Below are 26,233 nucleotides of genomic sequence, written 5' to 3' on the forward strand. Positions count from 1 at the left end.
AATTGATTTGGAAATCTTTTCCCATTACGGGCTGGGGGGAATGTTTGCATCGGCCTTTCTGGCCGCCACTGTCCTGCCTTTAAGCTCCGAAGTGGTCCTGGGGGTTCTCCTGGCCCACGGATTGGATCCTTTAGGGGTCATTGGGGCCGCGACCCTGGGAAATGTCCTGGGAGCGGCAGTCAACTACGGCCTGGGCCTGGCCGGAAGTTCATTCTTATTAAAAAAAATTTTCAGGCTCTCCCCCAAGGAGATCGACCCGGCCCTGGACCGGTTTAAAAAATATGGGGCTGCCTGCCTGATCTTTTCCTGGGTTCCCTTCATCGGCGATCCCCTGACCTTTGCCGCCGGGATGCTGAAGATCCGTTTCCGGCTGTTTCTGGTTCTGGTCTTCCTGGGAAAACTGGGGCGGTATCTTGTCCTGTCCTGGGCGGTCCTATCCTTCTAACCTTGCCGGCCCGAAAACATCTTCTTTGTTGAACCAGCGGGCGATCAGGGTCTCATCCCGGAACAGGAGTTCCAGGGCCTTGACCAGGCCCACCTGGAATGAAGCCAGTCCTTTCCGGGCCATGGTCCGGATAAACACGGTGGAGTGCATATCGGTAAAGGCCCTGTAAAGGGGAAAACAGGGGATGCCCATCTCTTTTCCGGCCTCAAACCCCTCCAGGCAGGCGGCAACATCTGTGGAATGATAGGCCCGGCAGGAAAAGGGCCTGAGATCGTAGATCAGGCAGCGGTTCTGCGGGTCCAGAAAGGGACAGGCCGTTTTTCGGCTCCGCCACCAGGTCTCGTCCAGGACATCTCCCCGGCCGGAGGTCCGGATCACCCTGTTCCTGAAATATTCCAGGCCCTGGGAAGTGGCCTGGGCCCGGAGTCCGCTGAAAATGACCAGGACCTCGGGAATGGACACCCCCACCCTGAGGTGGCAGCAATGGGCACACCCGGTTTTACATGCCGCCTCATTGGGCAGCTCAATCAGGGTTCGGATGAGCTGATCCATGGCCATGCCCAGGGCCGGCAGGCCGAGTTCCCGGGTTTCGAAAAAGAGAAACAGATTTTCCATGAGCCGGTCCATCTGCCTTTGAAGCATTTCCCGGGCCTCTTCTCCGGTTGGAGTCGTCCGGGGGGGATCACTCATCAGAACCTCCGCTATACCCCGGATAATACTTCTTCATACAATCCGGACAGATCCCATGGCTGAACCTCACGTCGGCATGATGATCCAGATAGGATTCAAGCTGGGTCCAATAGCCTTTATCATCCCGGATATTCTTGCAGTGGGCACAGATGGGAAGCAGTCCGCTCAGGGTTTTTACGTCGATAAGGGCCTTTTGCAGCTTGACGATGAGCTTCTCCCGCTCCTTCTCGCTTTTAACCCGGGCTTCAATTTCCCGGCTCAAATTTATATTGGTGGTGTCCAGTTCTTTGAAAACCAGATCATAGGGCCGCCGGATGCCGCTTTCAATGATGGCCTTGTAGATCAGGTAAAAGGAAAACAGCTTAAAATAGTGGCCCACCAGATTGGAAAATCCATAGTTGCTGACATAAAAGGTAAAGGCCAGCTCTGAAATAATCGTGCAGATCATGGACAAGACCAGAAATTGGAAAATATTGGGTTCAAACCTGGCTTTGTTTTTGCTCAAAAGAAAGAGCCCCAGAACCAGAATCAGGCAGATGATATATTCACTGATCTTCTTAAAGGGGGTCAGTCCCGTCCCCTCCACAAAACAGACCGGGAAAATCTTCCAATAAAAAATGCTGGCCACCACCAGGCCGGTCAGGAACAGATATCCCATGAAAAGGACTTCAGGCGGATACTCCTTATTCTGTTTAAGGAAATAAAAGGCCGCCACCAGGGTGATGCTTTCCATGTATCTTGCACCGATCCAGAGCTGGTTGGCATAATAATCATAGTCCGTGAAAACGGGCATCCCCTTGTAGGACAGGGTGTGGAGCAGATCCAGAAAGGCGATGAACAGATAGGCGATCCCGATAAACAGAAGATATTGATTCTTGATGTACTGCTTTGAATTCCATGTGATCATGAAAAATGCCGCAGCCACAACAATGCTGAAAAACTCGGAAAGGGTATGGAAGAGAAGGTAATTGACGTGGGTTGTCAGATAAAGCCCGGCAAGCAGGGATAAAAGCAACAGGTATTCAAACTTTTTAAACGGATCAAGGCTTTTTGCCGCGGAATTTCCCATATTCAGAAAGTTTATATTCTTTTCAGATGCAAATCAATTGTATTTTCATAAATAATCAGGATTGAAATGTTCTGCTGAAAATTCAAATTCAGGGGAACAGCACCGACTTGAATTCTTCATTGTACGTTTATTTTTTGCGGGGTTTGGCCCGGTGGGTGGGCGCGGCCTTCAGGGGATCGTCGGGCCAGTAATGCTTGGGATATCTGCCCATTAAATCCTTTTTTACCTCTTTGTAGGTGGTTTCCCAGAAATTCTCAAGGTCCCGGGTGATCTGGACCGGCCGTCCCGCCGGGGAAAGCAGATGGACCGTGACGGGAAATCCCCCGGCTGCCGGGGTATGGACCAGGCCGAACATCTCCTGGAGCCGGACCGCCAGGACAGGCGACTCCAGAATCCTGTCCCCTTCAGAATATTTGAGGGGGATCCTGGAACCGGAAGGCACAAGGATATGGGTGGGAGCGTTTTTTTCGATGACCTGCTGCTGTTCCCAGGTCATTTGGCCGGAAAGGGCAGAAAAAAGATCCACCTGCTTCAGGTCCCTGGCAGACCGGATCCCGTCCAGAAAGGGTGCCAGCCATTTTTCCAGCCCGGATTCCAGGGCCCCATCAGAGAGATCCGGCAGATCCTGCCTTCCGGCGACGCTTTTCAGGAACATGGCCCGCTGGCGGAGGCTCTCCGATTTCTTGCTCCAGGGAAGCCTGTCCAGGCCCATGAGCCGGATGCCCTGGATCAGGGCCGTCTTGACAGCTTCCGGATCGGCATGGGCCATGGGGCTTTCCCGGAGAAGCAGCTCCCCGTATGACACCTGGCTGACAGCCCGCACCCGCAAGTTTACACCATCCCAGTCCACCCGGTCCCGGGTCCTGATCCGGTCTTTGAAATCCTGTTCCAGATCCCGGGCCGAATAGGGTGCACCCAGAAAAACCGAAGCATTCCTGGGGTTGCCGTCCACCTGGGCCGCCACGATAAACTCTGATGAAGAAAGGCTGTTATGGGACTTGAAACAGGCCCCCGAACCCGATGCCATGGCATAGGAGAGGCTATCCCTCTTTTTTGCCACCCGCTCGGGAAAGGCATGGGCCAGAAGGGATCCGGCCCCGTTCATCTTTGGTTTCCCAGGGGGCAGACCCATTTTCTTTTGAAGATGAGCCGCGGTTTTCAGAACATTCCGGGCGGCTCCCGCCCTCACCCCCGGCCCCTGGAAACGATCGGGTTCCCGGGCCATTTTTTCCAGAACCTCCAGGCGGAGCCTGACATCCGGATCAAATCCTCTCCCGTCAAAATCAAGGATATCCCGGGCCTCCAGCAGAGCGGCCAGGCGGCATGCCAGTTGCCCCAGGCCCTGGTTTTTCCCCATCAGGATCATGTGGGCCAGCCTGGGATGGATCCCGGCCCGGACAATTTTCCGGCCATGGTCCGTGATCCGGCCCTCCTGATCCAGGGCCCCCAGTTGCCGGAGCAGATCCCGGGCCTGGTTCACCCCGGATTCCGGGGGAAGGTCCATCCAGGGCAGATCCGCCGGATCCCTCACCCCCCACAGGGCCAGGTCCAGGACCAGGGAGGCCAGATCCTCGCACAAAATCTCGGGCCGGGTAAAGGGTACCAGGCCCTTGTGAACATGGGCGGACCAGATCCTGTAACAGGTTCCCGGAGCGGTCCGGCCGGCCCTTCCCCGGCGCTGGTCTGCCGAGGCCTTTGACACGGGAACGGTTTCAAGACGGCCCATTCCGGTTCCCGGGGAAAACCTGGATACCCTCATGAGACCGGAATCCACCACCACCCGGATGCCTTCAATGGTCAGAGAGGTCTCCGCAATGGAGGTGGCCAGAACGATCTTCCGCTGGCCCGGCAAAGCGGGTTCAATGGCCCGGGTCTGCTCCTTGAGGGAAAGATTTCCAAACAGGGGGACCAGGATTGTATCCGATCCCAGGTCCCCGGAGAGCAGGGCCTGCATCTTCCGGATCTCCCCCATTCCCGGTAAAAAGACCAGGATATCCCCGGGATCATGGTCCAGGGCCTTTTTAACGGCAATTCTGCAGGCGGCAAGAACCGGGGAAAACCGCCCCCTGAAGCGTGCCTGCTGCCCGGCTCCCTGTTCCGGGGGAAGATGAACGCAGGATACGGGAAAGGCCCTTCCCCGGGAACGGATCACCGGAGCCCTGTCCAGGAGGACGGATACGGCGTCCACATCCATGGTGGCGGACATGACCAGGAGCTTCAAATCTTCCCGGAAGGCATGGGCTGCGTCCAGGCAGAGGGCCAGCCCCAGGTCGGAATGGATATGGCGCTCATGGAACTCGTCAAAGATCACCAGTCCTGTATTTTCCAGGGAGGGATCGTCCTGGATCATCCGGGTCAGGATTCCTTCGGTGATGATGAAGATCCGGGTATGGGAACTGATTTTCCGCTCCATGCGGATCTGATAGCCCACGGTTTTCCCCACAGGCTCTCCCAGAAGCCCGGCCATGTAATGGGCGCAGGTCCGGGCCGCCAGCCTCCTGGGCTCCAGCATGAGAATCTTCTTTTTCCCCAGCCAGGGCTCGTCCATCAGGGCCAGGGGAACCCGGGTGGTTTTCCCGGCCCCGGGACTTGCCTGGAGCACGGCCTTTCCTTGGGATGCCAGGGCCTGTTTCAGTTCCGGGATTACCTCTTCCACGGGCAGGTGGGTCATTGAATCCTTCTCTTTTTACTTACCGGGTTCATCACATTTCTTTCATGGGTGAGCATAAACTTCCAAATCTCAAGGGTCAAGCAAAGAGGGCAACTCCAGGGCCAGGTCCTGCCAGGGCTATATATAGATTTACCGGCCCGGTGCCAAGGCCGCCGGGGCTTCAGCGGAGACATCATGGGGATTTTGTACGGGCTCTTAACGGCTTGGAACAGCAAAAGGGTGGCCTGTTTGAGCACTGCGAGTTGCCGCCCTTTCGTGGAAATCCGTTTAGAGCCCGTAAAAATTCTTCCATCTGCGGAGATGAAGCCCCTGCGGCCGGACCTGCGTATTTGCCAGCGATTATAAACGGTTGATTATGGATAGCACTTGATTCCTGATATTATTTCCAAAGAAATTTTCGATTTATGCCGGAAGGAGCAAAAATTTAGCGCTCATTCTCTAAAATCATCCATGATTTTCTCCGAGGAGGGATCCCTTCTCCTGGGTTGTCCCGCCGCCCGAAGGGATCCAATCCGCGAAAACCTTCACACCTCCCTGGGCTGCCGCAGAATCCAAACTATTGAATGATAATCAGTTGGTATTGATTCCTATAATTTTTCTCTAAAATTGTCAGCGATTCAAAAATATCTTTGACAATTTTTGCCCTAAAAACTTTCTTGGTCGGATAATTGTTGAATCTTTCATCGGGCCAATTTCCTATGCATTGGCAGATTCCTAGGAATCAATTTTAACGGGTATTGAGTTGCTTTTTGAAACAAAAAAATAACCGTAATATGATGTTTGAAGCTCTCATTGAGGGGGCATACGGAAGACAGAAAATCATGATCTTACTTTCTAAGCGCAACAATTAAAATTTAATTCCCTTGACATACTCACCCATTACTGTATGCTCTACAGCCATTGCACGACTTTAACGTGCTTGAGTTTCTTCCTTAGGTATTTTCCCCGAGTAATCAGTGACTATTCTTTAAGATCGAGACGATTTATTTTTATTTTTATTTAGGAGAACGACTATATGTCAAACGGTATCGTAAAATGGTTTAGCGAGTCAAAAGGTTTTGGATTTATTGAACATGCAGGTGGTGGCAAAGATGTGTTTGTCCATCATTCAGGCATCAATGCAGCAGGTTTTAAAACTCTCAATGAAGGGGATCAAGTATCATTCGACATTGAAGAGGGTGCCAAAGGGCCATCAGCTGCAAATGTGACCGTGATTTAAAATACCATTTTATCTCTGTGACATTTTAGCCCCTGAGTAAATTATTACTCAGGGGCTTTTTCATTTTTCACTTATTATCAAATACAACCGCATGGAAGAGAAGTCCTCAAATTTACAGGCCGGAATGCCAATGAAAAGAATCGGGTGTGGCCATCGGCTACACCGGGTGTAGCTATTTTTTACGGTCTTTTCCTCTTAGAGGATCAAGGGTTTGCCGGTTTTTCCCTCAAAAGGCGGGGAACCCATGTAGCCAATTTAATCAGTCTCTGCCGGAACCGATCTTTCCCTCCATTGCTCCCGGGTTTGCGCTTGGATCAAATTACTCGTTATTTCAGCAACTTCCCCATACCCCCCTTTCATCCTCCAGCCCCTGGCACCGGTGTTGCACTATCCTGCGGATACAGGGACTCATTATAAAAGGAGGGGGTAAAATGAAACTTTCAAAAGCAAAAAAAAGCGTCAAGGGATTCCGGGTGGTGGAAGACCAGTGCATCTGGATGAAGGCCGGCATTGTCAATTTCAGGCTCTGCGACAATGTCTATGACTGCCAGAACTGCCCCTTTGACAAGGGTATGCAGAAAAGCATGTCCCGGGTCAGCCCCGGGGTCCGGGAAAAGGAACCATCCAAATGGGCGGACCAGCTGAGGAAAAATTACCGGGGATCTTCCCGACCCTGCCGTCACGCCCTGACCGGCCGTGTGGATGCACCCAAGATCTGCACCCTGAACTATGAATGCTTTCACTGCTCTTTTGATCAGATGCTGGATGAAATGGATACGGCAGAGCTGAGTTCCCCCCCCGGCTATGACCGGGCTTCGGGTTTTCGTCTGGCCCGGGGCTATTATTATCACATGGGACACAGTTGGGCCCGGTTTGAGCACGGGGGAAGGATCCGGGCCGGATTTGACGATTTCATGGTCAGGCTTTTCGGGGCCATTACCTATCTTTCCCTCCCGCCCCTCGGGGCTTCATTGAAAAAAGACCAGATCTGCCTGACATTCGGCCGGGGAGACAAAAGAGCCGCGGTTCTCTCCCCCATCACCGGAACCGTTCTGGCGGTGAATCACAAGGCCCGGGAGCATCCTGAAATCACCCATGAAGATCCTTTTCACCAGGGCTGGCTCTATATCATTGAACCGGAGATGCCCAAAAGAAATCTCAAGGGACTTTTCTACGGCAGAAAAAGCCTCCAGTGGACGGATCAGGAGAGCCAGAAATTATTGAAGCTCATGGGACCGGAGTATGAAAACCTGGCCGCCACCGGTGGCGAGCCGGTCAGGGACGTGGCCGGAGCTTTCCCTGAAATCGGATGGGATGTGCTGACCCGGACCTTTCTGGGCACGGAAAAGTCAGAGATGGAACCGAAGACCGACAGAACAATGCCGGCAAAAGGAAAAAGAACTCCGATCAAGGTCTTCTAGATCCCCGGAAAAGTGCATCAGGCAGGTGCTCTCGTTGCAGTGAAAGAGGTCGAAAAGATGGCCGAGTTCATGGAGGGCGATTTTAGCGGCCCGTTCATAAAAAAGCGAAGATGCGGGAGTCGAGCCGTCCGGATTTTTGTCCAGCCGGAACAGGGATACCAGGGCCATATTCCCTCCCTGTCTTGCCTCTCCATAGACATGGGTGAAAACCGGGACAAAAAGGTCCTGGTCCATCACGGCGACTACTTTTGTGCACCCCTTGATTCCTCTGGACTCCAGCATCTTTAATATCCCCCCGGCATCGTATTGAAGCCGTCTTTTATCCAGGGCAAAATGGGGAGTCTCCAGGGAAGGAAGGATCTTTGCCGGCAGATCCGCATAGGCAAGGATATGGGCGGCCATGATCTTCAGCACGAGCCCGGGAACCTCACCCAGGGGCAGAATTCCAACAGATCTTTGGGTCATTTCCATGGATAGGCTTTCCCCGGTACGTTTAGCCGCTTTTCTTCAGATTTTCCCGCTTGATCATCTTATGCAATGTGACCCGGTTGACGCCCAGGACCTTGGCGGCCCGGGTGATATTCCAGTCCTGGTCTTCCAGGACCCGGAGGGTATGGGCATTCTGGATCTCCTTCAGGGACATGGGTTTTGAAGCCGGGTTCCGGGAAGGCCGTAAGAAAGAAAAATCCTCTGTTCCCAGGGACCTGGACCGGCTCAGAACAACGGCTCTTTCCATGGCATTTTCCAGTTCCCGCACATTCCCGGGCCAGTCATATTCCTTTAAAAGGGGGATGACCCCGGACTTGACCCGGTCCACATATTTGGTGGTTTCATGGCTGTATTTTTCCAGAAAATGCTCCACGAGCAGGGGGATATCCTCTTTTCTCTCCCGCAGGGGAGGAATCCGGATCCGGATGATATTGATACGGTAAAAAAAGTCCTCCCTGAATACCCCTTCCTCGATTCTCTTTTCCAGATCCCGGCGGGTGGCCGAAATCAGACGGAAATCCACATCCACCGGCTCCCGGCTGCCCACCTTGGTCACTTTTTTCTCTTCCAGCACCCGGAGCAGGTCCACCTGCATCCTGGGACTGATTTCTCCGATTTCATCCAGAAACAGGGTTCCGCCGGAAACCGCCTCCAGAAAGCCTTTCCGGGTATGGGCGGCACCGGTGAAGGCTCCCTTCTGATGCCCGAAGAGTTCGCTCTCCAGAAGGGCGTCGGACAGGGCTCCGCAGTTGATGGCGATAAAGGGCAGATGGGCCCGGGGGCTTTTGGCGTGGATGGCCTTTGCCACCAGCTCTTTGCCGGTTCCGGTTTCCCCGGTGAGCAGGACAGAGGAATCACTGACGGCAATTTCGGGAATCAGCTCAAACACCGCCTCCATGGGGGGAGACTGCCCGATGATATTGTCAAACCGGGTCATCTTTTCCACCCGGCCCTTCAGATATTGATAGTCAAAGGTCAGCTGCTGCTGATAAAGGATCCTTTCCATGGCCAGGGAGAGCTGGTCCGGTTTAAAGGGTTTGAGCAGATAATCGCTGGCGCCCATGCGCATGGCCTTTACTGCCGACTCAATGGAGCCGAAGGCCGTTATGATGACCACCAGGGTCTCGGGATACTCCTCCTTGACCCTCTCCAGCAGTTCCAGGCCGTCCATTCCCGGCATTTTTATATCCACGAACAAAAGCTGGAACGGATTCTGCTCGAGCCTTTCAAGGGCCTCTTCCCCGGAACCGGCCGTTTCAACCCCATGGCCGGTTTTTTTGAACCAGTGTAAAAGGGATTCCCTGACGATGAGTTCATCGTCTACGACCATGATCTTCAGTTTTTTATCCATGATCTGCTCCATCACAGGTGCGAAGAGACTCAGGACAAGGGAAATTTTAAAATAAATGCCGTACCCTCTCCCACCCTGGTGTCGACTTTTATGGTTCCTTTATGATTTTTTACCACACCGTAAACTATGGACAATCCCAGACCGGTTCCCTGGCCCTGGGATTTGGTTGTAAAAAAGGGATCAAACAGGTTGTTCCGGCTCTCTTCGGGAATCCCGTATCCCGTATCCCTGATTTCTATAATGGCCTGGTTCCGGTCAAGGTCGGGTTTGGAAACCACGGTCAGGTGGCCCTGTTCGGGCATGGCCTCAAGGGCATTAAAGATCAGATTGAGGAAACACTGCTGGAGCTGGTTGATGTCGCCTTCCAGCATCAGGGGCTCGGGAAAGAGATCGATGATCAGGCCGATGTTTCCAAGGGCCAGCTTATGGCGGGTCAGGGAGAGGACGGAATTGATGATCTCATTCAGATCGGCCTGCTTATACTCCACGCTGGATTCCCGGGAAAAGGAAAGGAGTCCGGAAACGATGTTGCCGCAGCGCTCCAGCTCCCTGGCCATCAGGGAAAGATGATCCTTAAACTCTTCCAAAGATTCAGCGCTTAGGTCCCCCTCGCTGAGGATATCCATCATGAGATGGCTGAAGGTCAGCAGCCCCTGGATGGGATTGTTGATCTCATGGGCACAGCTTGCAGCAAGCTTGCCCAGGGAAATCATCCGGTCCTCCTGGACCAGCTTCTGGATATTGGAGTTGATTTTTTTGACCTGTTTATCCCACCGGTTGGAAAATTCGTCGGTGATATCCCGCCAGAATTCAATGACCTCCACCACCTCCCCGGCCTCATCTTTTATGGGGTAGGTGTTCAGGTTGCAGTAGACGGGTTTGCCGTCGGGCCCCTTGTGATCATGGATCACATGAACATTCTCCCCGGTCCGGAGCGTCTCCACCATGGGACATTTCACCCCGGGAAAGGCGCTGGAACAGGGCACGCTTACCCCGTGGGAAATCTCATGGCAACTGGCGCCGATGACCTCTTCCCTGGATTTGTTGACGGTTTTCAGATAGGCCTCATTGGCATGGATGATCGTGAAATCCGTATCCAGGATCACGATGGCCGCCGTGCTTTCCTGAATCAGGAAGTTGGAAAAGGTCTTTTCTGCAGTCAGTTTTTTTTCAGTTGATTCCAGGCGCCGGGTCATCTCAACCAGGTTCTGGGAAGCTTTTTTATTATCCGGGATCTGGTTTTTTTCTTCCATGTTAATATCCCCTGATTTATCCCAAGATCGGAATCAGAATATCACTTAAGATTTTGAAATGAAAGGGAAAACCAAAATCAAATCCCGGCCGGTGTAAAAAGAGATTGTTCACAGCACGATTTTACGATAGATAAAGGTTCCTATGAAGGATAAAGACGAAAATACCGGGCCCATGGAATCAGAAGAAAAAGTCATTATCATTCCAAAGGAAGATGCTGTTTTCTGGATGGATAAAAATGGACTCTGGCATAATGAGCACGGAAAATTCGAGCATCCCAAGATCATCCGCTATTTCCACGAATCCATTCAAAAGGATGAAAGGGGATACCATCTTCGCCAGACCCGGGACGGGTTCCTGGAAAAGGTCTATTTCCCCCATGAGGACACGGCCCTGTTTGTCTTTGATATCCGGGAGGATGCGAAAAACCTGACCCTGATTCTGAACACGGGCAAAACCATGATCCTGGATCCGGGGCAACTCGTTACCCGGGACGACAGCCTCTATGTCCAGGGGCCGGACCATCGTATCAAGTTTGCCCAGAACGCCCTGGTCAAGATCTCCCGGTTCCTGGCCCCGGACCGGGAAAGCCTCTGCCTGATCCTGGGAGGGGTATCCTACCCCATTCCCGAAGAACCCGAATAGACCCGGTTTCTTTTTGCCTTCTCCCTGTCGGCTATCATTTTTTCCGCTCCAGTATCCCGGTCATACATCCCATGGCGCCGTTGGCCTTTCGCAGTTCATCCACGGACAGAGCCGTACATTCAATTCCCAGAGCCTCGTATCCGGCAATGCTTTTTGGATTTTTATCCCCCAGCATGATCCGGCCCGGTCCCAGGACCACAAAGTTGAAGGCCATGTTGGCCACGGCTTCTCCAAGATCAGGCAGGGGCAGAACCTCAACCCCCCTCTCCCTGAGGGCCAGGACCAGGCCGTGGGGGGTTCTTCTCGGCCAGACAAAGGCCAGGTCTTTTTTCACCATCCTGAGCATGCCCATGAAGTGCATGGTCCCGTAGGGCAGATCAAAGGCCAGGGTCGTGATGCCCAGCTCATTCAAAAGCGAGGAGATCTGGTCAATTCCTGCCGAATTGGTCCTCAGGCCCCGGCCGATGACGGCGGTTTCAGGATCCAGCCACATGAGATCGGCCCCTTCGAATGTGGCGGTCCCGGTCAGGGTTTTAAGGATGGGAATCCCCAGGTTGGCCAGGGTCTGGGCCACCCACCGCTCCTCCCCGGCCCTTACCGTGGAGGCGGGCCGGGCCAGGATGGCCCCTTCCGGGGTCATGGCAAAGAGATCGGCGCAGAAGATCTGGTTGGGGGTCATGGAGGGATTGGGCTCCAGGAAATGGACCTTTACCCCGTTCTTCTGATAGGCGTTTACCATGCCTTCATGTTCTTCCCGGGCTTTTCCCAGGTCCAGGGCCTCTGCGAACTGGAGTTCATTGACCTGCTGTTTTGGAATTTCCATTTCTTTTCCCGGCCGGTGAACCAGCACACTTTTCAGGTTCTGCCATTCGGTATCCATGCCGCAGTCCGCCCACAGCCCCCCGATCTCCTGCCCATGGGTCAAAGTCCTCCCTGACCATCCCTGTCCGCCAAAGGCAGCCGTGCCGAAGGAGTCGGCCAGGGGTCTGGCCGATATTTGCCTGTCTGTTTTTCCGGATATCTCTTTTCCCATGAAATCTCCTAGACCATGAAAGATTATTTTTTTCTTACGCTTTTATCCGGCGGCATTGAATATTGCAAGGGGAAACCCATGGTTCAGCATAAACGGCGGTCCGGATTGCCCGGAGAAACGGTCATGGGAATCCAAATGCGTTCCCGGCTGGCCTTTTTCCAATGAAATTGTTATGAAAGAAATTCTGGAAAGAACCCCTAACGGACGGGAGCGAATAGTGGAAAATGATTTAAAGGTGTTTTCCGGGGGGGCCAATCCAGGCCTTGCCCGGGAAATCTGTGAACATATCGGCATTCCCCTGAGCCGGCTTGCGGCCTCCCGGTTTTCAAACGACAACCTTTTTGTCCAGATCCAGGAAAGCGTAAGGGAAAAAGATGTTTTTGTGGTCCAGTCCTTTACCCAGCCGGCCAGCGACCACATCATGGAACTCATGATCACCCTGGATGCCCTTCGAAGCGCTTCGGCCAGGCGGATCACCGCTGTCATCCCCTACTATTCCTATGCCAGATCGGATAAAAAGGATGCTCCCAGGATCTCCATTGCCGGAAGGCTCATTGCCGACCTGCTGAAAACCGCCGGGGCAAACCGGGTATTGACCATGGACCTTCATGCCGACTCGGTCCACGGCTTTTTCAGCATGCCCGTGGACCACCTCACGGCAATGCCCCTTATCTGCGATTATTTCCGGGACACCCTTGATCTTTCCAATACAGTGGTGGTGGCCACGGATGCCGGAGGGGCCAAAAGAGTGGGAAGGTTTGCCCAGCACCTCAATGTCTCCATGGCCATCATTGACAAACGGCGGATCAGCGATACGGCCGTGAGACAGGGGCTGGTCGTGGGAGAGGTCAGCGGGCGGGACGCTGTCATCTTTGACGATGAGATCTCCACGGGATCCACCCTTGTCTCCACCGTGGAAACCCTTGAAAAAGCCGGAGTGAAAAGAATCTTTGTGGGCGCCACCCACCCGGTCCTCTGCGGCCGGGCCGTCCAGAACCTGAAAGAGGCATCCATCACCGAAATCGTGGTCTCCAACACGGTCCATATTCCAGAGGAAAAACAATTTCCAAACCTCAAGGTGGTTTCAACGGCAAAATTGTTTGCCCGGGCCATCCAGCGAATCCACACCGGGGAAAGCGTCAGCGCCCTTTTCAGGGAAGAGCCGGCCCAGTCTGCCGGTGCAAATTGATGAGAGGCCAGCATCAGCCTGTCCCAGCCGGTTTTTCTGGCAAATTTTGACTGGGAGTACTTTTCAAACAGATCTTTCCTCCTGACCTTTGAAACCTTGGAAAAATCCTTGAAGAATAGAATCGAAAGCCCGGACGCCTTCTTTACATAGTTATTGATGTAAGTTTGAATCATCCCGGATTCAGGCCGGGAGGATAAAATTTTTGCCTTCCCTTTTCTTTTTATGTATACTTCAAAATGAATCCCTTTGAAAAACGTTTCGCCGATAATCGTTTCAATCAAATCAAATCTAAAGACTCCCTCTAAAAATTAAAATTTTGATTTGATTGCAGGACACGGGAAAAGTTTAATCGTAGGAATACAGTGGGGATTCAAATTATCCGGCAACCCATAAATGGAGCCGAAAGACCATTTGCCGGTCTGAAACAACCCTTTAAAAGGGGACGATATGAAACTGCTGAAAGAGATTCTGGAAACCTATTACAATGCCGTGTTTGATTCGAACCGGGACAAGGCCGTTGAAATTGTCAAAACCGCTGTGGACAACGGCATCAAACCCGAAGAAATCGTATTTAAAATCGTGGTGCCTACCATTGAACGGCTGTTGACGGATCTGACCGAGAAACAGGATGCCACACTGGCCCAGCATTTTATCTGTTCCAAGGTTTCCGCAGAAGTCACCGATGCCATGATTCCCCTGTTTGCAAAAAAACAGGCCAAAAAAGGAAGGATTCTCCTGGGTACGGCCATGGGGGATTTCCACGGTCTGGGAAAAAAGATCGTCGCCGGATGCCTCAAGGCCCACATGTTTGAAGTTCATGATCTGGGCATCAACGTGGCCCCGGAAAAATTTGTTGATGAAGCGGTCCGGCTGGATGCCGATGTCATCGGGGTTTCTTCCATGATGGTCCACTCGGCAAGGGGAGAAAAAGGGGCCGCAGGGGTGAGGAAACTTTTACGGGAAAGAGATCTTGAGGGCCGGATCAAGCTGGTCGTGGGAGGGGCTCCCTACCAGTTTGATCATAAATTGTATGAGATCGTGGGGGCCGATGCCTTTGCAGAGAACGGAATTGAGGCCGTGAAGATCATTGAAAACCTGGTCCCATGAGGAGATTATGCTGACACCCAAACAAAGATTCGGTGCATTGATGGAAGGACGGCAGCCGGACCGGGTTCCCGTGGTCTGCAATCTTTTCGAACAGGGCGCTAAAGAGCTGGGAATGCCCATAAAAGAGTATTATTCCCGGGGAGAATATGTGGCCGAAGGCCAGATCCGGCTCTACGAAAAATACGGCTACGATCACATATGGGGGGCCCATTATACGGCCAGGGACTCGGAGATGCTGGGGTCCAGGAGAACCGTTTTTGTGGAGGACGGCCCGCCCAATGTGGGGCATCTCATCATAAAGACCGAAAAAGATATAGAAAACCTGGTCATTGACCCAGGCCTGCTGGATACAAAACCCTTTGCAGAGCAGGTGAAAACCATTGAAATCGTCAAGCGGGAAAAAGGAGACGAGTGTCCGGTGCTGTCAACGGTGATCGGCTCTTTTTCCATGCCTCCCATTTTAATGGGCATGGACGGCTGGCTGGACCTGATGCTGACGGGTCCGGAAAAAACAAGAAAGCTTCTTCTAAAAAAATGTTCTGATTTCTGCATCATGAAGATGAAGGCACTGTTCCAGGCAGGAGTCGATATGATCGCCTATTCAAACCCAGTTGCAACGGCCAGTTTTATCAGCCTCGCCCAGTTTGAAGCCATGGCCCTGGAATGGATCAAGAGGGACATCAATGCCCTGGGGCCCCGGGGCATTGTCTATTTCAACGGAGGGGGACTCTTAAATCCCATGATCAAACCCATACTTGAGCACACCGGGGCAGGTGTATTCTATATTCATCCCATGGATGACATTGTTCAGGCCAAGGAAATCGTTGCGGGCCGGGCCCTGGTTGCGGCGGCCATCAATGATGTCAGACTCATTGACTGGCCGGAGGAAAGGATTGAGGCCCAGGTCAGACAGATGATGGATCAAGGGGCCCAAGGAGGCGGATTTGTCTTTGGAACGCTGGTCATGCCCTTTGCCATTCCGGACAAAAAGATAAAAACCATGATTGAGGCGGCCCATCGATTTGGAACCTATTAAAATAAAAAGACGGGAAAATAAAATGATCCCCCTGGTGGGCTGCGGGATCCTTAAACAGGAAATTGAATATCTGATCCAAAAGAACAAATGGCCCCTCAAATCCCATTTCCTATGCTCATCCCTGCATATCGATTTTGAAAAATTGGAGAAGAGCCTGGTCAGGGCCCTGAGCCACTTCGGGCCTTCACCCAAGGGGGTGTTTTACGGGACCTGCCACCCCAGGATGGATTCTTTCATGGAAAAGGGGAAGGCCGTCCGGACGGCCGGACAGAATTGTGTTGAGATCCTCCTGGGCAAAGAGGTATTTGAACGCCACTTATCCTCGGGCGCCTTTTTTATCATGGAAGACTGGTCAAGGCGCTGGGGTCTCATCACCGGCCTGGCCTTTGGCCGGAATCCGGAGATCATCAAAGAAATTTTCACCATGGAGCATACCCGCCTCCTCGGCATTAAAACCCCCTGTTCCAAAGATTTTACCGCCGAAGCAGAAGACATCAGCCGGCAATTGGGGCTCCCCCTTGGATGGTTGAACATCTCCTTGGAACACCTGGAGAAAAAACTGTCACAGATGCTTTCAGATATACGGAAAATGTAAATGAACGATTCAGATGAAAACGGCGCCGGCCAGATCAAAGAACTCCGCGAACGCCTCAAGATCCTTGCAAGCCAGAAATCACGACTTCAGATCGTCTCTGATATCCTGACCGAGCTTGCCTCGGTCAGGGGGCTGGAGAACATGGTCAAAAAAGCGATCCTGACGATTATGGAGGCCATCGGCGGAGCCAATGTCATCATCTATTATCTTCTCAACGATGATTGGTATTATTCCGACATCAACACTTCCCCCACAAAGATCTCGGCCATGGACGACCCCCTCGTGAGCCAGGCCTTGTCATCACGCAGCCTGGTTGAATCCGATGAATTAACAGACCGGTTTGATGTAAAGATCAAGGGATTTGCCGGACCCATCCATTCATGGGTCTTTCCTTTATCGGCCGGGGAGAATCTGATCGGCGCCCTGAAACTGGACGGAATCTTCATCAAATATACGGACGAGATCAAGAAGGAGTTGCAGATCATTGCCGGCTATATCGGGCTGGCCCTGGGAAATCAGATCGTCACGGATTCTAAACTGAAAACCGCCTATGACGCCCTGAAGACCGAAAGCCGGAAGCTGGAAAAGGAGATTGCGGAAAGAAAGCAGGCCGAGGAGACCCTCCGGCTTTCCCATGAAAGGTTTGTCACGGTCCTGGACAGCATTGACGCCACCATATATGTGGCGGACATGGAAACCTTTGAGGTTCTTTTCATGAATCAGCATATGATCAAAAACTTTGGCCGGGATCTGACCGGTGAAAAATGCTGGGAGGCTTTCCGGGGGGAAACCGGCAAGTGCTCTTGCTGTACCAATGATGAGTTGATCGATGAAACCGGGAATCCCAAAGGAGTTTGTGTCTGGCATGACAAAAATCCCATCACGGGAAAATTCTACATCAACCATGACCGTGCCATCAAATGGACCGACGGCCGCCTGGTCCGGCTCCAGATCGCAACGGATATCACCGAGTTCAGGAAAATGGAGGAACAGCTTCGCCAGGCCCAGAAGATGGAGGCCGTGGGAAGGCTTGCCGGAGGGGTGGCCCATGATTTCAACAATATGCTGAGCATTATCCTGGGGAACACGGAGATGATTCTGGAGGATGCCGCTCCGGGCTCCCCTTCCATTGAGAATCTTAGGGAGATAAAAAAAGCGGCCGAGCGTTCAAGCAACCTGACCCGGCAGCTTCTGGCCTTTGCCCGCAAACAGACCATTGCCCCCAAAGTACTTGACCTCAACGATGCCATAGAGGGAATGCTGAATATGCTCCGGCGGCTCATCGGCGAAGACATCCTCCTTGCCTGGCTGCCCGGGATGAATCTATGGACCGTAAAGGTGGATCCTTCCCAGATCGACCAAATCCTGGCCAACCTCTGCGTCAACTCCAGGGACTCAATCGCCGATGTGGGCAAAATCATCATCGAGACGGCCAATATAACCCTGGATGAAGACTATTGCCGGGAGCACGAGGGGTTCAGACCCGGTGAGTACGTAATGATCTGTGTCAGCGACACCGGTCACGGCATGGAAAAAGAAACACAAAAAGACATCTTCGAACCCTTTTTCACCACAAAGGGTGACGGCAGAGGCACGGGCCTCGGACTGGCCACGGTATACGGAATCGTCAAACAGAATGAGGGTTTTATCAATGTTTACAGCAAAACCGGACAGGGAACCACTTTCAAGATCTACCTTCCCAGACATGGCGAAAAACCTTTCCAGGCAGCAGAGACCTCCCGGGAAGAAAGCCATGAAATGGGGGAGGCCGCCATTCTCCTGGTGGAAGATGAAAAAGCCATACTGACAATGACAAAGATGATGCTGGAACGCCAGGGATATACGGTACTCGGCTTTTCGGATCCCCAAGAAGCCGTTGAAATCGGAAGATCCCATGACCGCCGGATTGATCTGCTCATCACCGATGTGGTCATGCCCAAAATGAACGGCCGGGATCTGGCCCGGCAGCTTCAGCACCTGTTCCCGGATCTGAAATGCCTGTTCATGTCCGGCTACACCGCCGACGTCATCGCCCACCACGGGGTTCTGGATGAGGGGATGGAGTTTATTCAAAAACCCTTTTCAAAGAAGGCTCTCATCGAAAAGGTCAGGGATGTGCTGGATAAAGAGAGTCCGCTGTTGAATGGCCCTTGAACGATACCAGGATACCCTGGGCCTTGGAAACAAGACCATTCCGGGCTCTGTATCTTCCATTCCGCCGTTATACCTGACAAAGAGGCGTTCATCTCATTGACAGATAAAATTTCATTGTCATTTTAATTAGATTGGATCCGGATCTCAAACGGGATTCTGTTTCAGGCGGTTCCGGCAGGGGAAACACCCATGGCAAAAACGGATTTTTTCAACAATGAAGATACTCATTCTCAAGTACCTGGTTCGCAGCGTCCTGATCCTGCGGTATCATTTCCATAAACTCACCCGTACCGGGACCTTTGGAAGCGACGGAGCCATACCAATGGAGGCTTGCTGCAAAAAAACGGACAATCCCATTAAAGAGGGACTCTTCCGCCACCATGTCAAGCAGTTCCACGAATCTTCCTGCTCCGTGGCCAGTGTGGTCTGCGTGGTCAACACCCTGCTGGAAAGGAACGGGTCCCTGCCCGATCCCCCCCTTACCCAGCAGGACATCCTTGAAAGGGTGAGAACCGCCCACTGGAAAGAGAGGATGGGACCCAACGGATACAGGGGCAAGCGGGGTCTTCCCCTTGATATCCTCGGCAATATCACCCGTTCAGCCCTGGAGACCTACAGGATTCCCTATGCCTCCATTGAAACGGTGGGTGCCGGATCAGAAAATTCAAAACACTTTGAAAAAACCCTCAGAAAAAGACTGGAAGAGTTTGAAACCCTGGGCAACTCCATCATCATTGCCCATTTTGACCAGGGATCTTTTCTCCGGGAGCTGAACATCCCCCATATTTCCCCGGTGGGGGGATTTGATCTCCAGACCGGCAGGGTGACCCTGCTGGATGTGGACCCTTCCCAGATTGAGCCCTATGAGATCTCTTTTGCCAGGTTCTGCAAAGGAATTTCCACCCACTATTATCACATGTTCCGCCTCTTTGGATACGGCCGGGGAGGATATATCCATATCCGGCTCCAATAAACCCCGGCCCTGCCCGGGGAATAAAAATTGGACAAAACAGATTTTACTCTTATCTTATTCCTAATTTACGCCATCCCCCCTGCCAGGGGGATGTTTTTTTAAATCACCTGACCCGTTCCCTCAGGGGCAGGGGCCAGGATATCAGAATCAGCCGGACCAAAAAGATTCTGAAAGGAAGCCATTATGACGGAAGCGATTAAATCAGGGGACACCATAGCAGTGGATTATACCGGGAAACTGGAAAACGGGGATATCTTTGACTCTTCAGAAGGCAGAGAGCCCCTGACATTTACCGTGGGGGCCGGCATGCTGATCCCGGGATTTGACACGGCCGTGGTGGGTATGAAAAAAGGGGAATCCAAAACCGTGACCATTCCCCCGGAACAGGGATACGGCCCCAAGAGCGAGGAAGCTTTTGTGGATATTCCCAGGGTTCATATTCCCGATGAGATCCCCCTGGAAGTCGGTCTTGAACTCCAGCTCCAGGATCCCAACGGCAGGCCTGTGCCGGCCCGGGTCATGGAGATCAGTGAAGAATCCGTTAAAATGGATATCAATCATTTCCTGGCCGGACAGACCCTGGAATTTGACATCACCATTGCCCAGACCGGCCTGGAGCCCCCGGCCCAGGACTGCGGCTGCGGCTGCGGTACCGATGCCAAAGACTGCGGTACCGGCTGCGAGGGCGGCTGCGATCACTAAAAAAATTTCTTAAAATTCCCTGTCCCGGGCAGATCGCCCGGGACTTTTATTTTTTCCGGACCCTTTTTTAAAAATCAATGATCCCGGGCTGCGGCAGCCCGGATCTTTTCTTCCTGCTTCAGATCAAATTTCGTCTTGTTGATGATGAAACGTTCGTGCCTCCCCTTTGAAATGAGGTCCAGGCTGTCATGGGCCTCCACTTCGAAGACCAGACGGCGCCCCTCCTTTTCCACAAGCCGGACCTTGACAAGAACCTCCAGCCCGGGCGGTGTTGCCGCCAGGTGACTGACGTCGATACGGGTTCCCACGCTCTGCTCTTCGGGCCAGTCCAGATGGGGGTTCAGGGCCTGGATACAGACCCATTCAATCAGCCCCACCATGTAGCCCGTGGCAAAGACATCGGGCATGACCCTGAACTCTTCGGCCTCCGGATAGAGTGCCGGCACCAGCTTGGATTCGGTGATTGTGAATGAAAACTCATGTTCAATGCCCGGCTTTAAGGTCTCTTTCATCTTCCTCCTCCTTTGGGACTCTGCCGCATCCACCGGGAAAGTGGCGCTTTGGCAGATGTTGAGAATTTCAAACGAAAATGCTTCCATGCCAAACATCCCGGCTCCATCATTTCAGAGGGGGTCATGATCTGTCAAGCCGGTTTTCCACGGAGCAACAGGATCCGGACTTCCAATTCCCCAGGGTCCTAGGCTGCCGGTATGGGTCTGGAACGGTATATGCCGGCCGGCCCCATGGACGGGGATTACCGCCGGCTTCCTCGGAACCCGGCCAGGACAGGCCGGGGAGAATGGAGTGGAAGACCCATGCCGGCAGCCGGCGAAACATCCATAGCTGCTCTAAAAAAACATACCGATTCATGCCGGGAGGAGCAAAGCTTTTGCGCTCATTCTCGAAAATCGTCCATGATTTTCTCCGAGGAGGGATCCCTTCTCCAGCGGCGTCATGCCGCCCGAAGGAATCCAATCCGCGAAAACCTCTGCTCCTCCCTGGGCCTGGGCTCAGTCCAAATCCAAGGCAAAGATAAAGGAACATACTTTTAAGAACCGCCATATATTCTTGGATGCGGTTCCTTGAGTTTTCAGCCCCGGAAACATTTCTCGTTTTTGGACTATAGGCCAGTCATCTGATCATGAAAAATTGCCCTTCTTCGCGGCCTTCGAGGCCTTCGTGGTGTGAGAAAATAGGAGAAAACCACGAAGGATTCGAAGTTCCCGAAGTTCCCGGACCCAGGCCCTGTTTAGAGCTTGAAATCAGACTCAGGGTATGGGATACCCTTACCCTGGACATAACGACACTCACTGGAAGGTGCAGATGACAGCAGAAAAAGTTTTTAAGGTACTCTCCCCCACGGCCATACTGGGATATGGATTCCCAAAAGACTCCTTTGACAGGGGCATGGCTGAATCCCCGGATCTCATTGCCGTGGACGGCGGGTCCACAGACCCCGGCCCCCACTACCTGGGATGCGGCAAGTCCTTTACCGACAAAGAAGGGGTAAAACGGGATCTTTCCATTATGATCCGGGCGGGACTTACGGCAAAAATCCCGGTAGCCGTGGGAACTTCCGGCGGATCCGGCGCCGCTCCCCACCTGGCATGGTGTGCCGGGATCGTCCGGGAGATCGCCCGGGAAAACAATCTCACCCTGAAACTGGGACTCGTCCCCGGGGACATCCCCAAAGAAACCCTGAAAAAGGCTCTGGCCGAAAACCGGATCACCCCCCTGGATCACAAAGAGCCCCTGACCCCGGATATCATTGAGAGTGCCTCCCATATCGTGGCCCAGATGGGCATTGAACCTTTCATGGCCGCCCATGACCAGGAATGTGACGTCATCCTGGCCGGCCGGGCCTATGATCCGGCCCCCTTTGCCGCCCTGGCCGTGATAAAGGGCTTTGACAAGGGACTGGCCCTTCACATGGGAAAGATCCTGGAATGCGCGGCCATTGCCGCCACCCCCGGATCGGGTTCCGACTGCGCCCTGGGCATTCTTGAGCCGAACGCCTTTGTGCTCAAGCCCTTAAACCCGGAACGAAAGTTCACCCGGATGTCCGTGGCAGCCCATTCCCTGTACGAGAAATCCGATCCTTATCATCTCCACGGCCCGGGCGGCTCCCTGGATCTGACCCAATCCCGTTTTGAAGAGCTGGACCAGGGAATGGTCCGGGTCTCCGGGACCCGGTTTGAATCTTCGGAAAAAGAGACTGTGAAACTGGAAGGTGCGACCCTGGCAGGTTTCCGCACTGTTTCCGTGGCCGGGATCCGGGATCCCCTTCTCATTGACTCCATTGACCCGGTGCTTGCAGCAGTGAAACATCAGGTCGAGTCCTTTTTCCCGGACATGGAACTGGACAATAGGATCCACGTCAGCCTCTACGGAGCCCGGGGGGTCATGGGGAACCTGGAGCCGTTGCAGACAAAGGCCCATGAGCTGGGACTTCTCATCGAAGCCCTGGGAGACACCCAGGAGCAGGCCGACACCCTGTGCAGCCTGTTCCGCTCCACCCTGCTCCATTACGGCTATGAAGGCAGGGTGGCCACGGCCGGGAACCTGGCCTTTCCCTTTTCCCCTTCCGACATCCCGGCCGGGCAGGTCTTTCGTTTTTCCATCTATCACCTGATGGAGACGGCCGGGGAAAATCTCTTTCCCCTGGCCTGTGAAATGATTCAAGGAGGCGGACAATGAAACTGAAAGACATGGCCCGGGTGATCCGGAGCAAGAACGCAGGTCCTTTTCTCCTGACCCTGGATATTCTGTTCAAGGAGAGGACACTTTACGAAGAATTCAAGGAATCCGGGCTCGTGACCCGGGAAACCGCAGCCCGTCTTTACGGAGTTCCCGTGGACGAGATTGAGTCGGTGATCTTTTTTGAACCGGCCCATGCCCTGAAGATCACCCTCCGGCGGCCCGTGGTTTCCGGAGGCCACGGCGACACCGACATCTACGGGGCCCAGCAGCATATTCCCCTGATGAACTGGGAATTTGACCTCTAATCATTGTCTTTTGGCCCGATTTCTTCATTGCAGTAAAATTTTAATCCTCAAAATATTACCTATATTCTTCCGGTTAAAATTTTCCTGCACCTTGAACTCGAACCAAAATCCTAATGATTAAAAATACCCTATGAATGTTCCAGCTTCATCTCTTCCTTTTTAATCCTGAAAAACAGGGAGTAGAGCACCGGGACCACCACCAGGGTCAACCCTGTGGCCACCAGAAGCCCCCCCATGATGGTGGCGGCCATGGAGGCGAAAAAGGGATGGAACAACAAAGGCGCCATGCCCAGGATGGTGGTGCCGGCAGACATGGTCACCGGCCTCAGACGGCTGACTGCGGCGTCCATGACCGCCTGGTACCGGGTTTTTCCTTTTTCCACATCTTCGGAAACCTGGTCCAGGAGAACAATGGCGTTCTTGACCAGCATGCCCGTCAGCCCCAGAAAACCCAGGATGGACATGAACCCGAAGGCCAGGGAAAAGGAGAGCAGCCCCAGGGTAACTCCCACAAAGGAAAAGGGGATGCATAAAAAGATGATCACCGCTTCTTTCAGCCCGTTGAACAGGCAGACCACCAGGATGAACATTCCCAGGAGGCAGGCCGGGAAATAGGCGTTAATGGCCGCCTGTCCCTTGGCGCTTTCCTCGGACTCGCCTCCCCACTCCAGGGACACCCCGGGGGGCAGTTCCAGGGCCTGGATCAGGGGACGGACCTTTTTTTCAAGATCCGCAGCCTGGCCCCAGGCCGGGTCGCATTGAACCGTGATGGTGGGCATGCGGTTCCGCCGCTGGATCAGGGGCAGTTCCTCGGCAAGTTCCAGACGGTCCACCACCTGCTCCACGGGCAGGTATTGGTTCAGGGCGGGGCTGTAAACCTGGATCCTGTTGAAGTTGGATACCGAAGCCCTTTCATCGGGCAGGGGGCGGGAGACAATGGGCAGGAGTTCATCCTTTTCCCGGTAAATTCCAACGGTCATGCCGGAAAAATTCCATAAAAAAGTCTTGCTGATGTCCGAGCGGGAAATTCCGGCCCACCGGGCCCGGGTTTCCGTGAATACGGGTTTGAAAACCTTGACGGGCTGACGCCAGTCGTCCCGGACATTCACGGCCTGGGGAATGTCATGGAGAATCTGCTTGGCCTGGTCGGCGATCTCCTGAATCACCCCGGCATCGGGTCCCCTGAACCGGGCCTCCACGGCATACTCTACAGGAGGCCCCTCCTTGAATCTCACCGCCTTGAACTCGGAATCCGGAAAATGTTCCGATATATAGGCCCGGATTTTGGGCAGCATGTCCGTGACATGATGATAATCATCCACCTGGACCAGAAGCTGGGCATAGCTGGTATTGGCTGTATGGTAGTTATAGGGCAGGACAAACCGCAATGAACCCTCTCCCACAAAGGCGGTCACCGAATCCACCCCTTTAAGGGAGCGGATATAGTCGTTGATCTGTTTTACATCCCTTTCCACCTCGTTGATATGGGTTCCCTGGGCCCGCCAATAATCCACGGTAAACTGGTTCCGGGTGGATTCCGGGAAAAAGAACTTGGGGACCCTTTGAAACCCCATGACAGCGCAGACCAGAACCACCATAAGGACGGCCAGAGTGATCCAGCGTTTCCGGATACAGGCGTGGAGAACCCCGCGAAAAACCCGGTAAAACCGGGTATCATAGGGGTCATTGGATTTTGTGGACGGTTTTTTGAGGAATCTTACACAGAGAACCGGGGTAACGGTGATGGCAAAAATCCAGGAAAAGAGCAGGGAAATGGCCATAACATCAAAGAGAGAACGGCAGAACTCCCCGGTATTGCTGGGGTTGAGCCCGATGGGCACAAAGGCCAGGATGGCCACAAGGGTGGCGCCCAGCAGGGGCCACATGGTGGTTTTCACGGCGGTCATGGCCGCCTCTTTCCGGTCCAGACCCCGGGCCAGGCCGATGAGGAATACATCGGTGACCACAATGGCGTTGTCCACCAGCATGCCCAGAGCCAGAACCAGGGCGCCCAGGGAAATCAACTGAAGGGTGATATCCAAAAGCCACATACCCACGAAAGTGGACAGGATGCTCAAAAGCAATACCCCTCCGATGAGAAGCCCGGACCGCAGCCCCATGAAGATCAGAAGCAGGAGAATCACAATGGCCACGGCTTCCACCAGATTAACCATGAACTCGTTCAGGGACTGGGTCACCCGGGCAGCCTGGAAATTGATCAGATCCACATTCATCCCGGGCGGCTTCATGGACTCAAGACTTTTGATCTTCTCCATGACCGCGGCTCCCATGCGCACTACATTTCCTCCCTTTTCCGTGGAAACCCCGAGACCTACGGCTTCCCTGCCGTTGAAGAGCATTTTCTGGACTGTGGGCTCCTTATATCCCCGATAGACCCGGGCAATGTCTCCCAGGCGGAAAAGCCTGCCGTCCCCGCCCGTGATATAGAGGTCGGCAATGGCCTGTTCACCGGAGAACTCCCCGGTGGGACTGAACCGGATATAATTGGGGCCGTGCTTGACCTTGCCCGCCGGAGAGACAAGATTCTGGGAGGCCAGCGTGGCAAAGATCAGATCAGGAGATATGCCGAGTTCAGACAGTCTGGATCTGGCAAACTCCACATAGACCACCTCGGTCTGCTCTCCCCAGAAATCGATTTTGGCCACCTCATCCACCAGGAGAAGCTCCTTTTTCAGATACTTGGCATACTCCTTGAGTTCCCGGCTGGAATAGCTTTCCCCGGAGATGGCAAAATAGACCCCGAACACATCCCCGAAATCATCCCTGACCATGGAGGGCCCGGCCCCGGGGGGCAGGGCTGCGGCCATGTCCCCGACCTTCTTTCTCAGTTCGTCCCAGACCTGGGGAATCTGGGAGCCCTTGACCTGATCTTTTATTTCCACATAGACAATGGAGAGACTCTCCTGGGATATGGAGGTGACATAGTCCAGCTGCCCCATGCTCTGGACGGCCTGCTCGATCTTGTCGGTCACCTCTTTTTCAACCTCCCGGGGAGAGGCCCCCGGATAGGAAGTCACCACCAGGGCGGTCTTAATGGTAAAATCCGGATAGGCCAGCCGGCCCAGTTTCTGGTAGGCAATGATCCCGAATCCGGCCAGGAGAACGGACAATAAAATGCTGATGACCCGGGTTTTGAGTACGGCAGAGGCAAATTTCATCTTGGATGG

At 53.5% G+C, this 26,233-nt stretch carries 22 protein-coding genes; 13 read left to right on the forward strand and 9 right to left on the reverse strand.

The window, feature by feature from the left end; translation table 11 throughout:
* Window positions 1-7 precede the first annotated feature (7 nt).
* On the forward strand, window positions 8-445 hold the full coding sequence (locus F608_RS0110355; protein WP_022665568.1) for a YqaA family protein: 438 nt from the start codon (window positions 8-10) through the stop codon (window positions 443-445).
* Here F608_RS0110355 and F608_RS0110360 read toward each other — a convergent pair.
* The 3 genes from F608_RS0110360 to hrpB form a co-directional block, all read right to left on the reverse strand.
* Entirely contained in the window at window positions 434-1,135 is a 702-nt protein-coding gene (locus F608_RS0110360) for a YkgJ family cysteine cluster protein (protein WP_022665569.1), read from the reverse strand. The two genes, F608_RS0110355 and F608_RS0110360, sit on opposite strands and share 12 nt — an antisense overlap.
* Entirely contained in the window at window positions 1,128-2,204 is a 1,077-nt protein-coding gene (locus tag F608_RS31440) for a membrane-associated sensor domain-containing protein (protein ID WP_022665570.1), read from the reverse strand. Before F608_RS31440 ends, F608_RS0110360 begins: the two co-directional genes overlap by 8 nt.
* Before the next feature lie 127 nt (window positions 2,205-2,331).
* Window positions 2,332-4,875: an ATP-dependent helicase HrpB gene (gene hrpB / locus F608_RS0110370; protein WP_022665571.1), complete on the reverse strand. Its 2,544-nt coding sequence runs from the start codon at window positions 4,873-4,875 to the stop codon at window positions 2,332-2,334.
* 1,015 nt (window positions 4,876-5,890) lie between these two features.
* Here hrpB and F608_RS0110380 point away from each other — a divergent pair.
* Together F608_RS0110380 and F608_RS31445 are read left to right on the forward strand one after the other, a co-directional pair.
* A complete protein-coding gene (locus tag F608_RS0110380; protein ID WP_027362639.1) occupies window positions 5,891-6,094 on the forward strand; it encodes a cold-shock protein in 204 nt (67 codons plus the stop codon).
* Window positions 6,095-6,525: 431 nt separating this feature from the next.
* A complete protein-coding gene (locus tag F608_RS31445) occupies window positions 6,526-7,515 on the forward strand; it encodes a glycine cleavage system protein H (protein ID WP_022665574.1) in 990 nt (329 codons plus the stop codon).
* On the opposite strand, the gene F608_RS0110390 is transcribed toward F608_RS31445, so the two are convergent.
* From F608_RS0110390 to F608_RS31450, 3 genes are read right to left on the reverse strand one after another with little or no spacing between them, the layout of a single operon-like run.
* Window positions 7,444-7,986: an archaemetzincin family Zn-dependent metalloprotease gene (locus F608_RS0110390; RefSeq protein ID WP_022665575.1), complete on the reverse strand. Its 543-nt coding sequence runs from the start codon at window positions 7,984-7,986 to the stop codon at window positions 7,444-7,446. The genes F608_RS31445 and F608_RS0110390 overlap by 72 nt on opposite strands.
* A gap of 22 nt (window positions 7,987-8,008) precedes the next feature.
* A complete protein-coding gene (locus F608_RS0110395; RefSeq protein ID WP_022665576.1) occupies window positions 8,009-9,355 on the reverse strand; it encodes a sigma-54-dependent transcriptional regulator in 1,347 nt (448 codons plus the stop codon).
* Between the two features lie 29 nt (window positions 9,356-9,384).
* A complete protein-coding gene (locus tag F608_RS31450) occupies window positions 9,385-10,608 on the reverse strand; it encodes a two-component system sensor histidine kinase NtrB (RefSeq protein WP_022665577.1) in 1,224 nt (407 codons plus the stop codon).
* A gap of 142 nt (window positions 10,609-10,750) precedes the next feature.
* Between F608_RS31450 and F608_RS0110405 the strand changes: the two genes are divergently transcribed.
* Window positions 10,751-11,251, forward strand: a complete 501-nt coding sequence (locus F608_RS0110405) for a hypothetical protein (RefSeq protein WP_022665578.1) — start codon at window positions 10,751-10,753, stop codon at window positions 11,249-11,251.
* Window positions 11,252-11,285: 34 nt separating this feature from the next.
* On the opposite strand, the gene F608_RS34635 is transcribed toward F608_RS0110405, so the two are convergent.
* Complete coding sequence (locus F608_RS34635) at window positions 11,286-12,284, reverse strand: dimethylarginine dimethylaminohydrolase family protein (protein WP_022665579.1); 999 nt, start codon at window positions 12,282-12,284, stop codon at window positions 11,286-11,288.
* A 172-nt stretch (window positions 12,285-12,456) separates the two neighbouring features.
* Between F608_RS34635 and F608_RS31460 the strand changes: the two genes are divergently transcribed.
* The 7 genes from F608_RS31460 to F608_RS0110460 all read left to right on the forward strand — a co-directional run bounded on the left by F608_RS31460 (window position 12,457) and on the right by F608_RS0110460 (window position 20,040).
* On the forward strand, window positions 12,457-13,473 hold the full coding sequence (locus tag F608_RS31460; protein ID WP_022665581.1) for a ribose-phosphate diphosphokinase: 1,017 nt from the start codon (window positions 12,457-12,459) through the stop codon (window positions 13,471-13,473).
* A 447-nt stretch (window positions 13,474-13,920) separates the two neighbouring features.
* On the forward strand, window positions 13,921-14,580 hold the full coding sequence (locus F608_RS0110425) for a cobalamin B12-binding domain-containing protein (protein ID WP_022665582.1): 660 nt from the start codon (window positions 13,921-13,923) through the stop codon (window positions 14,578-14,580).
* A 7-nt stretch (window positions 14,581-14,587) separates the two neighbouring features.
* Complete coding sequence (locus tag F608_RS0110430; RefSeq protein ID WP_027362644.1) at window positions 14,588-15,616, forward strand: uroporphyrinogen decarboxylase family protein; 1,029 nt, start codon at window positions 14,588-14,590, stop codon at window positions 15,614-15,616.
* A gap of 22 nt (window positions 15,617-15,638) precedes the next feature.
* Window positions 15,639-16,211, forward strand: coding sequence for a DUF1638 domain-containing protein (locus tag F608_RS0110435; RefSeq protein ID WP_033398099.1), 573 nt, complete (start codon window positions 15,639-15,641; stop codon window positions 16,209-16,211).
* On the forward strand, window positions 16,212-18,365 hold the full coding sequence (locus F608_RS34640; RefSeq protein ID WP_051148520.1) for a hybrid sensor histidine kinase/response regulator: 2,154 nt from the start codon (window positions 16,212-16,214) through the stop codon (window positions 18,363-18,365).
* A gap of 214 nt (window positions 18,366-18,579) precedes the next feature.
* Window positions 18,580-19,338: a phytochelatin synthase family protein gene (locus F608_RS0110450; protein ID WP_022665584.1), complete on the forward strand. Its 759-nt coding sequence runs from the start codon at window positions 18,580-18,582 to the stop codon at window positions 19,336-19,338.
* Window positions 19,339-19,521: 183 nt separating this feature from the next.
* Complete coding sequence (locus F608_RS0110460) at window positions 19,522-20,040, forward strand: FKBP-type peptidyl-prolyl cis-trans isomerase (protein WP_022665585.1); 519 nt, start codon at window positions 19,522-19,524, stop codon at window positions 20,038-20,040.
* Window positions 20,041-20,114: 74 nt separating this feature from the next.
* On the opposite strand, the gene F608_RS0110465 is transcribed toward F608_RS0110460, so the two are convergent.
* Window positions 20,115-20,639: a thioesterase family protein gene (locus tag F608_RS0110465; protein WP_244154261.1), complete on the reverse strand. Its 525-nt coding sequence runs from the start codon at window positions 20,637-20,639 to the stop codon at window positions 20,115-20,117.
* A 724-nt stretch (window positions 20,640-21,363) separates the two neighbouring features.
* On the opposite strand from F608_RS0110465, the gene F608_RS0110475 reads away from it, so the two are divergent.
* Window positions 21,364-22,737 carry an acyclic terpene utilization AtuA family protein gene (locus tag F608_RS0110475; RefSeq protein ID WP_022665588.1) on the forward strand — a complete coding sequence of 458 codons (1,374 nt, stop codon included), beginning with the start codon at window positions 21,364-21,366 and terminating at the stop codon, window positions 22,735-22,737.
* Window positions 22,734-23,045 (forward strand): DUF4387 domain-containing protein, encoded by a 312-nt coding sequence (locus F608_RS0110480; protein WP_022665590.1) that lies wholly within the window; start codon window positions 22,734-22,736, stop codon window positions 23,043-23,045. The genes F608_RS0110475 and F608_RS0110480 overlap by 4 nt, the downstream gene beginning before the upstream one ends.
* Window positions 23,046-23,173: 128 nt before the next feature.
* Here F608_RS0110480 and F608_RS0110485 read toward each other — a convergent pair whose 3' ends face one another.
* Window positions 23,174-26,224 carry an efflux RND transporter permease subunit gene (locus F608_RS0110485; protein WP_022665591.1) on the reverse strand — a complete coding sequence of 1,017 codons (3,051 nt, stop codon included), beginning with the start codon at window positions 26,222-26,224 and terminating at the stop codon, window positions 23,174-23,176.
* Between the last annotated feature and the right edge of the window lie 9 nt (window positions 26,225-26,233).

This window comes from Desulfospira joergensenii DSM 10085 (assembly GCF_000420085.1).
In the GTDB taxonomy this organism is placed as follows: Bacteria; Desulfobacterota; Desulfobacteria; order Desulfobacterales; family Desulfobacteraceae; genus Desulfospira; species Desulfospira joergensenii.

What these genes read in the sequence shown, in the direction of transcription:
- F608_RS0110360 (WP_022665569.1), bottom strand. Translation starts at nt 1,135, where the DNA reads ATGAGTGATCCCCCCCGGACGACTCCAACCGGAGAAGAGGCCCGGGAA.
- F608_RS31440 (WP_022665570.1), bottom strand. Translation starts at nt 2,204, where the DNA reads ATGGGAAATTCCGCGGCAAAAAGCCTTGATCCGTTTAAAAAGTTTGAA.
- hrpB (WP_022665571.1), bottom strand. Translation starts at nt 4,875, where the DNA reads ATGACCCACCTGCCCGTGGAAGAGGTAATCCCGGAACTGAAACAGGCC.
- F608_RS0110380 (WP_027362639.1), top strand. Translation starts at nt 5,891, where the DNA reads ATGTCAAACGGTATCGTAAAATGGTTTAGCGAGTCAAAAGGTTTTGGA.
- F608_RS31445 (WP_022665574.1), top strand. Translation starts at nt 6,526, where the DNA reads ATGAAACTTTCAAAAGCAAAAAAAAGCGTCAAGGGATTCCGGGTGGTG.
- F608_RS0110390 (WP_022665575.1), bottom strand. Translation starts at nt 7,986, where the DNA reads ATGGAAATGACCCAAAGATCTGTTGGAATTCTGCCCCTGGGTGAGGTT.
- F608_RS0110395 (WP_022665576.1), bottom strand. Translation starts at nt 9,355, where the DNA reads ATGGATAAAAAACTGAAGATCATGGTCGTAGACGATGAACTCATCGTC.
- F608_RS31450 (WP_022665577.1), bottom strand. Translation starts at nt 10,608, where the DNA reads ATGGAAGAAAAAAACCAGATCCCGGATAATAAAAAAGCTTCCCAGAAC.
- F608_RS0110405 (WP_022665578.1), top strand. Translation starts at nt 10,751, where the DNA reads ATGAAGGATAAAGACGAAAATACCGGGCCCATGGAATCAGAAGAAAAA.
- F608_RS34635 (WP_022665579.1), bottom strand. Translation starts at nt 12,284, where the DNA reads ATGGGAAAAGAGATATCCGGAAAAACAGACAGGCAAATATCGGCCAGA.
- F608_RS31460 (WP_022665581.1), top strand. Translation starts at nt 12,457, where the DNA reads ATGAAAGAAATTCTGGAAAGAACCCCTAACGGACGGGAGCGAATAGTG.
- F608_RS0110425 (WP_022665582.1), top strand. Translation starts at nt 13,921, where the DNA reads ATGAAACTGCTGAAAGAGATTCTGGAAACCTATTACAATGCCGTGTTT.
- F608_RS0110430 (WP_027362644.1), top strand. Translation starts at nt 14,588, where the DNA reads ATGCTGACACCCAAACAAAGATTCGGTGCATTGATGGAAGGACGGCAG.
- F608_RS0110435 (WP_033398099.1), top strand. Translation starts at nt 15,639, where the DNA reads ATGATCCCCCTGGTGGGCTGCGGGATCCTTAAACAGGAAATTGAATAT.
- F608_RS34640 (WP_051148520.1), top strand. Translation starts at nt 16,212, where the DNA reads ATGAACGATTCAGATGAAAACGGCGCCGGCCAGATCAAAGAACTCCGC.
- F608_RS0110450 (WP_022665584.1), top strand. Translation starts at nt 18,580, where the DNA reads ATGAAGATACTCATTCTCAAGTACCTGGTTCGCAGCGTCCTGATCCTG.
- F608_RS0110460 (WP_022665585.1), top strand. Translation starts at nt 19,522, where the DNA reads ATGACGGAAGCGATTAAATCAGGGGACACCATAGCAGTGGATTATACC.
- F608_RS0110465 (WP_244154261.1), bottom strand. Translation starts at nt 20,639, where the DNA reads ATGGAAGCATTTTCGTTTGAAATTCTCAACATCTGCCAAAGCGCCACT.
- F608_RS0110475 (WP_022665588.1), top strand. Translation starts at nt 21,364, where the DNA reads ATGACAGCAGAAAAAGTTTTTAAGGTACTCTCCCCCACGGCCATACTG.
- F608_RS0110480 (WP_022665590.1), top strand. Translation starts at nt 22,734, where the DNA reads ATGAAACTGAAAGACATGGCCCGGGTGATCCGGAGCAAGAACGCAGGT.
- F608_RS0110485 (WP_022665591.1), bottom strand. Translation starts at nt 26,224, where the DNA reads ATGAAATTTGCCTCTGCCGTACTCAAAACCCGGGTCATCAGCATTTTA.